The following is an 11,919-nucleotide window of genomic DNA, read 5'->3' as shown; positions in this document are numbered from 1 at the left end:
AGCTACCTCGCCGGCCTCCACCTCCGTGCCTCGATGATCTGGATCAACGACCTCCTGAAGGCAACTGGTTGATCACGACATCACACAGGCCCTAGAGCAGTCGAAGGGCCTGGAGGCCGAAGTCGCGGCCGCACGGCGGCGGCAGAAGAAGCTCGGCGAGGGCTACGCGGCCGGTTCGGGAATGCCCCTTGCCGCATTCAAGGCGGCCGACCGGGAGCTGACCACGCTGATCCGGGAGAAATCTACGCGGGCGCGGTTCCTGAAGCAGGTCAAGCACGTGCCGGCAAGCGATGTCCCGGACCTGGTCCGGTGGCGGAAGCACGCGCCGTTCACTGCGAAGCGCGGGGTGATCATGCTGATGCTGGAGCACATCGCGGTGTACCCCGCGGCGTCCAGGGGCTCGCGGACAGTGGATGCCGACCGGGTCGCGTTGACCTGGCGCCGCAGGGGTGCGGAGGTTGCCGAAGAGGGTTGACGCCCCATCAGGTGCGTTGGGTCTTCTGGCCTTCGACCGTTGCGTTCGGGCGTTGCTCAGTCTCGATCGGATGGGGCTCTCGGTGGATCGTTGGGGTGGGGTTCGAGCGGATGGACGTCGATGGTCATGTAGGGGTGGAGGGGCAGGGATGCGAGTTGGTGATGAAGGTCCGCTTCCGTTGCGGCGCGCCACAGCCCCCAGTTCTCCCAGGCACCCGGCACCCGCCACAGCCGGACGAGGAAGCCGCGGCGAGCGAGTTCCGCCGCTCGCCGGCGTTCTGCCTGACGCAGCAAGTCCACGGTCTCGTCGTCGACTTCTGGGGGGACGGCGATTCGAACGTTGACGAGGAAGTCCACGATCCGGCCCCCTATCGGAGAAGGTCCCGGGCGGCGTTCGCCACCTTTTCCGGGCTGGGCAGTACCGCTGCCTGGAGCGACGGGGCGGAAGGGACTCTGACATCGGGGGCGGCTACGCGTATGACCGGCCGGACGAGAAGGTCGTGGTGCTTCTCGGAGATCAGGGCGGCTACTTCCGCGCCGAACCCGCCAGTCCGGGTGGCCTCATGGAGCACCAGGACGCGGCCGCCGGTCCTGCGCACCGAGTTCGCGATGGCGGCCTCATCGAGTGGGCGGAGCCAGCGCAGGTCGACGACCTCCGCTTCGATCCCGTCCTTCGACAGGTCGGCGGCGGCAGTCAGGGCGGTGGCGACCGTCGTCCCCCAGGTGAAGATCGTCAGGTCGCTGCCCGGCCGCCGGATCTCAGCTCCGGCGGCCGTCTCGTCCTGACTCCCGCGTTCGACGGGACCGGTCATCGTGTACATGGCTCGGTTCTCGATCAGCACCACGGGGTCGGGGTCGAGTACCGCGGCGCGGGTCATCGTGTAGGCGTCCTGAGGAGTTGTCGGCAGGCCTACCTTGATGCCGGGGATATGCGCGAGGATCGCCTCGATACTCTGCGAGTGCTGAGCGCACGAACCGGGCGTGATGCCCTGCTGCATTCGGACGGTGAGGGGTGCCGAGAGGCGTGAGCGGTTGACGTAGCGTACGTTCGCCGCCTGGTTCACGATCTGGTCGAGGGCGACGAACAGGAAATCGGCCCACATGATCTCGACCACGGGCCGCATTCCTTCGATGGCCGCGCCGACGGCGGAGCCGAGGATCGCGGATTCGGCGATGGGTGTGTCGAAGACACGATCGCCGCCGAACCGTTTCTGAAGGCCGCGGGTGACGCCGAAGATTCCTCCGGCTTCTGCGACGTCTTCGCCGTAGACCAGCACTTCCGGCATCGTCTCCAGTAGTTCGCCCAGAGCCTCGTTGACGGCCTTCCAGTAGGTGAGTTCGGTCGTGATCGTCTGTGCGGATTCCGGAGTCGTACGCGTCGTGACCGGTGGCCCGTAGACGTGTTCAAGGACGTCGTGCGGGGTCGGGGCGGGCATCTGGACGACGTCGGCGGAGATGCTCGCTATGCGCTGCTTCACTTCGATGTCGATTTGATCGAGGGCTTCGAGATCTGCGCCGGCGTCGTTGCGTATGCGCAGGAGGGGATCGGCTTCGGCAGCGGCGTCACGGTCGGCCTGGGGCCGGTAGTGCTCGATGTCCTTGTTGTAGTGGCCGCCCAGTCGGACCGTCTGGCATTCCAGGAACACCGGGCCCTTTCCTTGCCGACATTCGGCGGCGGCGCGGTGAACGGCATCTGCGACCGCACGGGGGTCTTGCCCGTCGACGGATTCGGCGCGCATTCCGATGGCGGCCGCGCGTTTGTGGATCTCGGTTCTGGTCGTACTTGAGATCGGTGTCATCTCCGACCAGCCGTTGTTCTCGCACACGATGATGAGCGGCAGGTCGTGCATCGCGGCGAACGCCATGCCTTCGCTGACCGAGCCCTGGTTTATCGCGCCGTCCCCGATGGAGACCAGTACGACGCGCCCCGTCTTCTGCATACGACGTGCCAACGCGACACCCGCCGCGACCGGAACACCGGCACCGACAATTGAGTTCTCGCCGAGGAAACCGTGGTCCGGGTCGCTCAACAAGGGCGAACCCGCTCGCCCTCCGTTGATTCCCGGCTCGCGCTGCGCGATCTCGGCCAGCAGCGCCCTGGGGTCCGTACCGCAGGCCAGCGCCCAGCCGTGCCCCCGGTAGGTGCTCAGCACCCTGTCGCCCGGTTCGACGGCGGACAACGCGCCGACGGGAATGGCCTCCTGACCCAGGCACAGATGAATCGAGCCGGCCACATGACCGGCCCGGCTCAGCGCCAGCGCCTCCTCCTCGAAGTGGCGGATGGTGGCCATGGCTCGGTAGAATTCAAGGCTGTTCATGCGTGACCGTCTCCGATGTGTCGCATCGTGATGTGTCCTGCATGGCGACCGGCCGGGAGCGGCCGGTCGCCATGTTCAGTGGCCTTCGGCGGTCTGGCGCAGCAGGCGCAGTGTGTCCTCGAAGGCGCTGTCGAACCTGTCGGCGGGTACGGATACGGCGAGTGCGTGGGGGGCTGTGAATGCCATCAACGGGGCCGCCACGCAGCAGACTCCTTCGGCGACTTCTTCCCGGTCGATTGCGTAGCCCTGCGCTTTCACCTCGTCCAGTTCCGCGGTGAGTTGAGACGGGGTCGTGATGGTTTTGGGCGTCACGGGTTCGAGGGGGTGCGAGTCCAGATAGCGTTGTCGTTCTTCGGGCTCCATCAGTGCGAGGAGCAGTTTGCCCGATGCCCTGGCGTGGGCGAGTCCGCTGAATCCGAGCGGTGTCTCGGCTGCCTGAACCGGCTTCGATCCGCGGGCGACGGCGAAGACGGTCACCTCGCCGTGGTGCCATCCCGCCGCGTACGAGGTCTCGTCGGTGACCCGTGCCAGCTGCCGCACTAGCGGCGCGACACGTTCCGAGGTCGACAGCTGTCTCTCGAAGCCTCCGGCGACGCGGCCGGCTGCCGGTCCGAGGATGATCCGGCCGTCTGTTCCGCGGGTGAGGATCCCGGTCTCGGTCAGTGTGTGCAGCAGGTGGTAGACCGTCTGCCGTCCGATCCCGAGCTCGTCGCTGATCTCGCGGGTGGTGAGCCCCTGGCGTGTGTCGGCGACCGCCAACAGGATGCCGATCGCGCGAGCCGCGGACTGGACCCGTGGGCGGGTGCCCGTCCCTGGACCCTCAGATTCGGTCATTTCGCCAGCGTCTCCTCATTGTTCGAGTGCGGTACGACCGGGGCCATGAGGAGCGCGCCGGTGCGATGTGAGCGGCCGTGGACTTCGTCGTGACCGGAGATCGCGATCACCAGACGGTTGTTGTCCCTGTCGAAGAGGCAATCAAATACTCCCATTCCAGCGACGGTTGTCTCTGAGTCGATGCCGCCGGACTCGTCCAGGTGGAGCACCCGCTCACCGAACGCGCAGGCGACCCAGAGTCCGCCGTTGCCGTCCGCGCTGATTCCGTCCGGGCCGTCGCCTTCACGCAATTCGGCGTAACTGGTAGCGGCCCCCAGATGTCCGGTGTCTTCGAGAGTCATCGTGGTGATTCGGTCGGCGAATGTCTCCGCCACGGCGACCTTGCCGGGAGCGATCACTTCGATTCCGTTGGGGAAGAGGAGTTGGTTCTCATCGAGGCGGTGGCTGCCGTCGGGCTCGACCACTGCCAGCGGCACCGTTGCCGGTGCGGCCCCGTTGTCCGCGTCGAAACCGAATCCTCCGACCACCGCACGACCATTCGGCAGGACGAGCATGTCGTTGATGGAGTGCTCGAAGTATCCGGACAGGTCTGCGTGAAGCCGAATACCGCCGTTCTTTCCGACCGCGACGAGGTGCCGCTTCTCCATGCTGACGGCCAGCAGGTCGCCGTTGGGCAGCCAGCCCAGGCCGCCGCAAAGGTCGTCGAGAGTGACGACCGTCGTGATGCTGCCGGGCTCTTCCGGGCACATGCGGTGCACGGTGCCCGCGAACATGTCGCTGAACCAGAGTTCGCCGTCGTGCCAGCGCAGACACTCGGGGAAGTAGAGCTGGTCGAGGAGGAGTTGGGGGTCAGAAGCGAGCACTGAGCCCTCCGTCGACCGTGATGGACTCGCCGGTGAGATAGGTGTTGTCATCGCTGACCAGATGCGAAACCGTGGTGGCGATCTCGCCTGGTTCGGCCGCGCGGCGGACGGGAAGCCGGCCATTGGCGAGGAAGCTCTCACGGAACCAGTCCGATTCGAGTTCATTCTCGCCGTTGATGATGGACAGGCCGGTTCTCACGAATCCGGGTGCCACCGCGTTGACCAGAACCCCGCGGTCGGCGTTCTCGATGGCGATGGTGCGAACTGCCGCATCCAGTCCGCCTTTACCGACGTCATAAGCCAGCGCGGTGGGCTCGCTCATCCGCACATGAATGCTGGTGATGGCGACTATGCGCCCGTAGCCGCGAGCTGCCATGCCGGCCGCCAGCTTGCTCATCAGGTAGACGGGGGCATGGAGGTTGACGCTCAACGTGCGTTCGTAGTTGGTGAAATCCAGGTCGGCGGAGAGTTCGCCCTCGAAGATGCCGGCGCAGTTCACGAAGACATCGGGCGCTGTCTCCCGGTCGAGGTCGCTCGCCAGGGCGATCACCTGTGAGCGGTCCGAGAGATCCACGACGCGGTGCGGCAGATCCGCACAGGGGTGGCGGTCGATCCCCAGCACGTCCATGCCATCAGCCGACAGGCGACGCGCCACCGCGGCGCCGATTCCCGATGCCGCCCCCGTGACGACGGCCTTCCTGCGCTGCCGAGTCACTGGTCGTTCTCCTGCCTGCGGGCGAGCTGGAACAGTTCGATGATGATGTTGTCCGGGTCTCGGAGGTAGACGCCCCAGCCACCGGCATTGGCGCCCGTGTCTATCTCGATCGGGGCGGAGAAGAACTCGACGCCGCGTGCGCGGAGTTCGGTGTACGTCTCGCTGAGGTTCTCGACGACGAAGCACAGGTGCGGATTGCCGATGAGGCGTGGTTCCAGGGGCAGCTTCTGAGACTGGGGAGTCAGATACTCGAAGAGTTCTATGACGAGGTCGCCGCGCTTGGCCTTGAGATGGGTCATCCGGACCGACGCGTCGGGATAGCCGACGATCGCCGCCAGATAGCCACCGGACTTCTCCTGGCTCATGACCGGAACGCATCCCAGATTCTCGACGTAGAACGCCACCGATCGGTCAAGGTCTGAAACCGTCAGCCCGACGTGATGGACGTGGCCGATGTCGCTCATGTGCTTGAACCTCCCGCTTGTCTCGTGGTTTCGATGCGTCCGCTGCGGCTGACCGACGAGACCGGCCGCGTGGGCGGGCTCTCCAGGAGCGTGATGGTGAGCCAGCTGCTGGCAGAGGCGTACGGGTCGAGCCTGGCCGCGCTGCTGAGCCCGGCCAGCCCGTCGTAGGGCCAGGCGAGCGCGTTCGGCCGGCCGGGTATTCGCAGGGACCGGATCTCCGCGCCGCGTTCCGGGGCGATCTCCACGCTCAGACCGCCGTTGCCGATCTCGATCACGCTCGGGCTAGATGTCATCGGCTCCGCCATTGATCCCGATGGTCTCGCCCGTGATGTACGCGGAGCGGTTGGAGAGCAGGAAGGTGACCAGGTCGGCTACTTCGCCGGTGCGGCCGAGTCGGCCCATGGGATTCTGTGCGCACCAGCGGTCTTCGAGTTCGGCTGGCGTGATCCCGGCCAGTGACGATTGCTCTTCGAGGATCGCGTCGATCATGGGTGTGGAGATCACTCCCGGGCAGATCGTGTTGACGCGGATTCCCCGCTCGGCCCAGGCGACCGAAGCCGACCGCGACAGGCTGACCACGGCGGCCTTGCTGGCGGCGTAGTGGCTGGAGACCGGGCGTGGTACGCGGGCTGCTGTCGAGGCGAAGTTCACGATGCTCCCTCCTGCTGTCATGGCGGCGGCGACCGCCTGCTGGAGGAAGAACAGGGCCCGGACGTTGACGGAGAACACCAGGTCGAAGTCCTCCGGAGTGACGTCGAGCATCGCGCGCGTCTGGAAGACCCCAGCCGCGCTCACCAGCCCGCGCGGAGAGCCGAGGGTCGTCAGGCACTCCTGAACCACGGTCTCCGGGGCGCCCGGCGCTGTCAGGTCGATCGCCATGGACGTGATCGCGGCCCTGTCGGCCAGCGCACGGAGCCCGCTTTCGTCCCGATCGACCGCCAGCACACTGGCGCCGCAGCGAGCCGCCTGGATGGCGACATCCTGGCCCATTCCAGAGCCGGCGCCACTGACGATGATCACCCGGCCAGCCAGCTCCCCGGCGTCGGCAGCGGGATCATCGGCGGCACGGTTCTGCGGACCAGTTGGCGCTGACTGCATGACGCTCCCATCGTTACTGCTCTGCTGGGCCGGGGCTCCCTCGGGTATGCCGGATCGTCGCGCAGATGCGACTCTAGCAATCACCATGCAATACGGCAATCATATTTTGATACTTGGCGATTGACCGGGCCCACGGCCGGAACTAGTCTCCACTCACTATGCGCCAACGGCAGCAAATAGTGAGGCAGCCAGATGAGTGACCACATCACGAGCCACACCGACAACACCGCCAGCGAGGCGAGCGGCCTCCGGAAGGGTGTGCTGCGAACCCCCGACGTGTTCATGCAGGCCATCGGCCACATGGCGCCAGCCATGGGAACCGTCACGTCCCTGGCCTTCATCGGCTCTCTGGCGGGCATCACCGCACCGCTCGCCTACCTGATCGCGGGCGTCGCCTGCCTGTTCGTGGCGGTGACACTCACTCAGCTCGCCCGCAAGATCGCCGGCGCGGGCGGCTTCTTCTCCTACGCCACCCACGCCTTCGGCGCGCGCACCGGCTTCATGACGTCCTGGGCGTACTTCCTCTACGACCCGTTGGTGACCGGGGCGTTGTTCGCCTTCGCCGGCTCAGTCACCCACGACACCCTGCTCCACGCCTATGGCTGGGCTCCACCCTGGTGGGCATTCGTCGTCGCCGGCACGGCCGTCGTCGGCTTTCTGAGCTGGTTCGCCGTCTCACTCTCGGCTCGCGTCCTGCTCATCATGGTCAGCATCGAGGCAATCATCTTCGGGGCCCTGGCGCTCACCGGAGCCTTCAACCCCGGCCCCGGAGGCTTCAGCCTTGAGCCACTCAACCCCTCGAACGCGGACCAGAACGGCCTCTACCTGGCCGTGATCTTCACGATCCTCTCCTACACGGGATTCGAGTCGGTCGCGCCTCTCGCCGAGGAGACCCACGACCCCCGCCGGGTACTGCCGACCGTCATCCTCGGCGCAGTGATACTCGCCATCGTCTACTACACGCTCGAAGTGTGGGGCATCGTCATGGGCTGGGGCATCGACGACATCAACTCGTTCGCCAGTTCGTCCGCGCCCATCTTCGAACTCGCGGAGAGACTCTGGGGAGGCCTGTGGGTACTCGTCCTCATCGCCTTGATCACTTCGGTCCTGGCGCTCTGCATGTCGACCCATAGCGCCGCGACCCGCGTCTTCTTCTCCATGGGCCGGGTAGGGGCACTTCCGGGCCGGCTGGCCGAAGTCCATCCGCGGCACCAGACACCGACCAACGCCATCATCCTGCAGACCTGTCTCACCCTCGCCAGCGGCTTGGGAATCTCGTTCCTCGTCGGCCCGCAGGAGAACTTCTTCCTGGTCGGCCTGATGCTGACACTCAGCCTCATCCTCATCTACAGCCTCGCCAACGTCGCCGTCATCAGGCTCTACACGACCAGATTCCGCAGCGACTTCAACGCCGCCCTGCACGTCATCCTGCCCATTGCGGGCACCCTGATGCTGTTCTGGGTCGGCTACAAGTCCATCGAGGACCTGCACATCTTCAACCCGCAGAACTACCTCGACTGGGCACCGGCCCTGGTCGGCGGATGGCTACTCCTCGGCGCCGTCATCATGCTCGCCCTCAAGCTCACCGGCCGCAACTCGTGGCTGACCCATGCCACTGACCGCCTCGAACACGAGCTGGAATCCTGACGGATCCAGCGACGATCCGGGCCTTCCCCATCACCCGTGCCCCTGAGTTGTCGATGTCGCTCCCGCGGCAGCAGTGGACACGGCCGACCGCAAGGCTCTGCACCACCCACGCAAAGGACCCTCACCACGGGCACCATGATCATGGCGCTGGCGGCGTCGGACTCCGCTCCGGGCGACTGCCGGCGCAAGGCAGTCAGTCTCCTGGCCACCTGTCCCTGCGAGCGGGGGGGAAAACGGCGGAGCTGGTGCTCACCGAGCTGACGACGAACGCTTGTGCCATGGGAGGCCGGGTCGTGGTCGAAGTCCGGGTGCGGGGCCCGGGCTCGGAGGTGTCCATCCAGGTCACGGACTCCAGCTCCACGCCGCTCCCGGAAGCAGCAGCCGCCAACGACGAGGCCGAACACGGGCGGGGACTGCTGCTGGTGGCGGGGTGTCCCTCCCCGCTGCCTATGCCGACGACATCGTCACCCGCCGCCTGGCCGCTCACGTCGGTTCCGGCTCAGCTTCCGTGTAGCGGCCACTGTGAGTGACGGCTGAGTGTCTGCGGTTGGTGCGCGAAGTCGCCCGAAAATGGGCCGTGGTCAAGGCAGTTGGGCTGACAGTTCGGGGCCGTGGAGAGATCGTGCTCCGTCTGAAGGAGCTGTTGTTCCCGTCGGTCGCGGACATCGCGGTGCTGTCCGTGGACGTGAACATCGCGATAGTGCGTGTTGGCGCGCAGTGCACAACCGTTGGCGCCTCCTGCCCGGGTGCGGGATCTGGTCCGCTCACGTGCACAGCTCCTACCTGCGGTTTCCTGCTGATGTGCCGAGCGGAGGACGACGGGTTGTCCTGCAACTTCGCGTCCGGCGGTTCCGCTGCCGGAACACGGTGTGCCCGCGCCGGACCTTCGTGGAGCAGATATCCGGCCTGACCCGCAGGTACGGACAGCGCACGGAACGACTGCGCTCGACGCTGGCCTCGCTCGGTCTCGCCCTGGCCGGCCGGGCCGGCGCCCGGCTGGCTGCCGTCCTTGGGGTGTGGGAGACCACATGGCACCACAAGCAGGGACGCACCCCCCTCTGGCAACAGCCCCACCTCACCGACGAAGAAGCAGCCCACCAGGATTGCCGGACCGACAAGCCCAGCACACCCCTGCGCAGCGCACTGCTCATGCGGTCCATGCCCCTGTGGTACCGCTTCAACATCAATCCGGCCTGGATCGCAGGACACGCCACCCGCCCCGACCGGCTCACCTGGCATTCGCCCTCAGATGTCCACAGCCAGGTCATCGACCTGCTGACACGCGCGTTTCCAGGCCCGCATCCCCGAAGCCCGCTACCAGCCAAGGACACCCGCCTCCGGAACGCTCCAACTCGGCAGCGGTAGCGCCCGGTTGATCAGTACACCACTGCGGTGATCTGCACGCTCGCCTGTTGCTGGCGAAGCGGCGGTTCACAGCGTCGGCTTCTGGTGCCGGGTGAGGAGTTCGGTGAAGAACTCCTCCAGGAGTTGCTTTCCGCCCGGGGCGGTGAGCTCGTATCCGGCGAGCCTGAGTCGACCATCCCCGCATACAACCGCGGGACCGCGGTCCAGGTGACCTTGCCGTGCTCGTAGGGCGAGTTCTTCCGCCCGTAGTGCTGCACGCCGTCGACCTCCATCACGTTCGCGAGAGGTCCGGGGCCAGGAGCAGGAAGTCCATGCGCTGCCGGTGCAGTGCCCCGGACTGCTTGCCGCTCTTACGCGTATAGGGGTGACTTCACCGACCTCACCGAGGTCGAGAACCGGCTCCGAGCCTTCGAAGACCGCTACAACGCCACGGCACAGCCGTTCCAGTGGAGGTTCACCACTTCCGACCTGGACGATCTACTGGCCAGGATCGACCGGTACACCACCGATCACCAGGAAGAATCCTCTGCCGCCCGGGCAGCGTGATCAACCGCCGAAGGACTCCGGGACTCCGGACCACTAAGGCTTGCGCCCGATGGCCCCGTAGGAGTCGACGTGCGGGGCCGGGGAGCCGGGTTCCGGGCGCCATTGGGTGCACGAGGCGACGCCGGGGGTGATGAGGTCGAGGCCTTCGAAGAACGAGGCGATCCCCTCGGGGGTGCGGAGGCGGTACTGGACCGGGGTGCGGTCGTTGTGCTCCTGCTGGGCGGAGCGGAGTTCCTCGTTGGTGTCGGTGCCGTCGCAGACCAGCAGGTAGCTGCCGGACGGGAACGGGGCGAGCAGGCGGCGGACCAGGTCGCGGGCCTCGTCGTCGTCCATGACGTGGCCGAGGATGCCGCTGAGAATAAGTGCGACCGGCTGCTCGAAGTCGAGGACCTGGCGGGCGGCCCTCATGATGGTCTCGGGTTCGTGCAGGTCCGCGTGGAGGTAGTCGGTGGCGCCCTCGGGGGCGCCGACCAGGAGGGCCCGGGCGTGGGCCAGGACCAGCGGATCGTTGTCGACATAGACGATGCGGCACTCCGGCGCCACCCGCTGGGCGAGTTCGTGGGTGTTGTTCTCGGTGGGCAGGCCGGTACCGACGTCCACGAACTGCCGTATCCCCGCCTCCGCCGCGAGGTAGGTGACACCACGGCCCAGGAACGCCCGGAAGGCGCGGGCGTTCTCGGCGATCTGAGGGAAGGCCGCCTGGAACTGTTCGGCGGCCTCCTGATCGGCCACATAGTTGTCCTTGCCGCCCAGCCAGTAGTTCCACATCCGCGCCGAGTGCGGTACCGAGGTGTCGATGTCCGGCGTTGGCCAGGCCGGCCCTGAGGAGGGCATCACCATGTCGTTTGGCTCCTGTCTCACGAGACACGCGGATTGAACCTGCATGATATGCAAGGGACTTGCCCCCGCCACAGGCAAAATCAGGAACCCGGCCGACCCCGCGGCTGAGCCCCCTCGGCAAGGTGACACGGGTGACTGGCAAAGCCCCCCGCCCGGCACCTACATCCTCCACTCCGGCCCGCCGACCTGGCGCCAGCGGAAGCGAGCCGACGGCACTTCCGGCATCGTCAGGGATCCCAACGGGTCGAAGGCGGGCTCGGGAAGCCACTCGGGGACCTCGCCGATCATCCAGATGCGGTACTGCGGTGTCAACAGCAACGACTTCGCCTACTGCGGGGCATGGAAGGACGTCGGTTAGGTCCTTGTTCCCGTCCGGCGGACGGGTCCGTTCTCCGGCCCGTCCGCCAGACGGAAGTGGGCCAGGCCGTACGGGGTGGGGCCGCCGGAGCCGACGAAGGCGAGGTCGGCGCGCGCAGGTCGCCGAAGAACGTCACCGCCTGCGCGTTGGACCACCAGCGCCTTGTTCCACGCGGACACGGCTGACGCCATGTGCGTCTACACAGCCTGGAACGGCGCCGCACGTCCCTATCGCACGGCCGCCTCGTTGGGCTCGGCATGACGATGTACGACACCGCTCCCCGGCCAGCTCCGAAGGCGGAAGGCGCCATCCCGACGACAGTCCGCTCCGACCCAAGCGAGTCCCACGAGATCGATCAATGGCTCCTGGATCTGAGGGTCCAGACCGGCGTCCGCTG

The 11,919-nt window shown here is 66.7% G+C and carries 13 protein-coding genes and 1 pseudogene; 5 read left to right on the top strand and 9 right to left on the bottom strand.

Translation table 11 applies throughout. The features are described from left to right. Nucleotides 1-181: 181 nt before the first annotated feature. Nucleotides 182-475 carry a hypothetical protein gene (locus ACFVST_RS28465; protein ID WP_390156473.1) on the top strand — a complete coding sequence of 98 codons (294 nt, stop codon included), beginning with the start codon at nt 182-184 and terminating at the stop codon, nt 473-475. A 56-nt stretch (nt 476-531) separates the two neighbouring features. Here ACFVST_RS28465 and ACFVST_RS28460 read toward each other — a convergent pair whose 3' ends face one another. The 8 genes from ACFVST_RS28460 to ACFVST_RS28425 all read right to left on the bottom strand — a co-directional run bounded on the left by ACFVST_RS28460 (nt 532) and on the right by ACFVST_RS28425 (nt 6,766). Beyond that, nucleotides 532-831, bottom strand: a complete 300-nt coding sequence (locus ACFVST_RS28460; protein WP_390156472.1) for a muconolactone Delta-isomerase — start codon at nt 829-831, stop codon at nt 532-534. A gap of 11 nt (nt 832-842) precedes the next feature. After that, nucleotides 843-2,792, bottom strand: coding sequence for a thiamine pyrophosphate-dependent enzyme (locus ACFVST_RS28455; protein ID WP_390156471.1), 1,950 nt, complete (start codon nt 2,790-2,792; stop codon nt 843-845). 75 nt (nt 2,793-2,867) lie between these two features. Next, nucleotides 2,868-3,626 carry an IclR family transcriptional regulator gene (locus tag ACFVST_RS28450; RefSeq protein WP_390156470.1) on the bottom strand — a complete coding sequence of 253 codons (759 nt, stop codon included), beginning with the start codon at nt 3,624-3,626 and terminating at the stop codon, nt 2,868-2,870. Then, nucleotides 3,623-4,489, bottom strand: coding sequence for an SMP-30/gluconolactonase/LRE family protein (locus tag ACFVST_RS28445; protein ID WP_390156469.1), 867 nt, complete (start codon nt 4,487-4,489; stop codon nt 3,623-3,625). Before ACFVST_RS28445 ends, ACFVST_RS28450 begins: the two co-directional genes overlap by 4 nt. Next, nucleotides 4,476-5,204, bottom strand: coding sequence for an SDR family NAD(P)-dependent oxidoreductase (locus ACFVST_RS28440; RefSeq protein WP_390156468.1), 729 nt, complete (start codon nt 5,202-5,204; stop codon nt 4,476-4,478). The genes ACFVST_RS28445 and ACFVST_RS28440 overlap by 14 nt, the downstream gene beginning before the upstream one ends. After that, on the bottom strand, nt 5,201-5,668 hold the full coding sequence (locus ACFVST_RS28435; RefSeq protein WP_390156467.1) for a VOC family protein: 468 nt from the start codon (nt 5,666-5,668) through the stop codon (nt 5,201-5,203). The genes ACFVST_RS28440 and ACFVST_RS28435 overlap by 4 nt, the downstream gene beginning before the upstream one ends. Then, entirely contained in the window at nt 5,665-5,943 is a 279-nt protein-coding gene (locus ACFVST_RS28430) for a hypothetical protein (protein ID WP_390156466.1), read from the bottom strand. Before ACFVST_RS28430 ends, ACFVST_RS28435 begins: the two co-directional genes overlap by 4 nt. Before the next feature lie 7 nt (nt 5,944-5,950). Then, complete coding sequence (locus ACFVST_RS28425) at nt 5,951-6,766, bottom strand: SDR family NAD(P)-dependent oxidoreductase (protein WP_390156465.1); 816 nt, start codon at nt 6,764-6,766, stop codon at nt 5,951-5,953. Between the two features lie 192 nt (nt 6,767-6,958). On the opposite strand from ACFVST_RS28425, the gene ACFVST_RS28420 reads away from it, so the two are divergent. From ACFVST_RS28420 to ACFVST_RS28405, 4 genes and pseudogenes are all read left to right on the top strand, one after another. Next, complete coding sequence (locus ACFVST_RS28420) at nt 6,959-8,413, top strand: APC family permease (protein WP_390156464.1); 1,455 nt, start codon at nt 6,959-6,961, stop codon at nt 8,411-8,413. Nucleotides 8,414-8,983: 570 nt separating this feature from the next. Then, a pseudogene (locus ACFVST_RS28415) lies at nt 8,984-9,220 on the top strand (hypothetical protein); the annotation flags it as partial. Between the two features lie 81 nt (nt 9,221-9,301). Continuing rightward, complete coding sequence (locus tag ACFVST_RS28410; RefSeq protein ID WP_390156474.1) at nt 9,302-9,778, top strand: hypothetical protein; 477 nt, start codon at nt 9,302-9,304, stop codon at nt 9,776-9,778. A gap of 327 nt (nt 9,779-10,105) precedes the next feature. Next, nucleotides 10,106-10,324 carry a hypothetical protein gene (locus ACFVST_RS28405; protein WP_390156463.1) on the top strand — a complete coding sequence of 73 codons (219 nt, stop codon included), beginning with the start codon at nt 10,106-10,108 and terminating at the stop codon, nt 10,322-10,324. 33 nt (nt 10,325-10,357) lie between these two features. Here the strand turns inward: ACFVST_RS28405 and ACFVST_RS28400 are convergent, their stop codons facing one another. Continuing rightward, nucleotides 10,358-11,164 carry an SAM-dependent methyltransferase gene (locus tag ACFVST_RS28400; RefSeq protein ID WP_390156462.1) on the bottom strand — a complete coding sequence of 269 codons (807 nt, stop codon included), beginning with the start codon at nt 11,162-11,164 and terminating at the stop codon, nt 10,358-10,360. Nucleotides 11,165-11,919 lie beyond the last annotated feature (755 nt).

The sequence above is a fragment of the Streptomyces sp. NPDC058045 genome, assembly GCF_042885635.1.
Taxonomy (GTDB): domain Bacteria; phylum Actinomycetota; class Actinomycetes; order Streptomycetales; family Streptomycetaceae; genus Streptomyces.
Note: the sequence above shows the minus strand (reverse complement) of the source record. Positions and strands in the feature narration are given on the sequence as shown.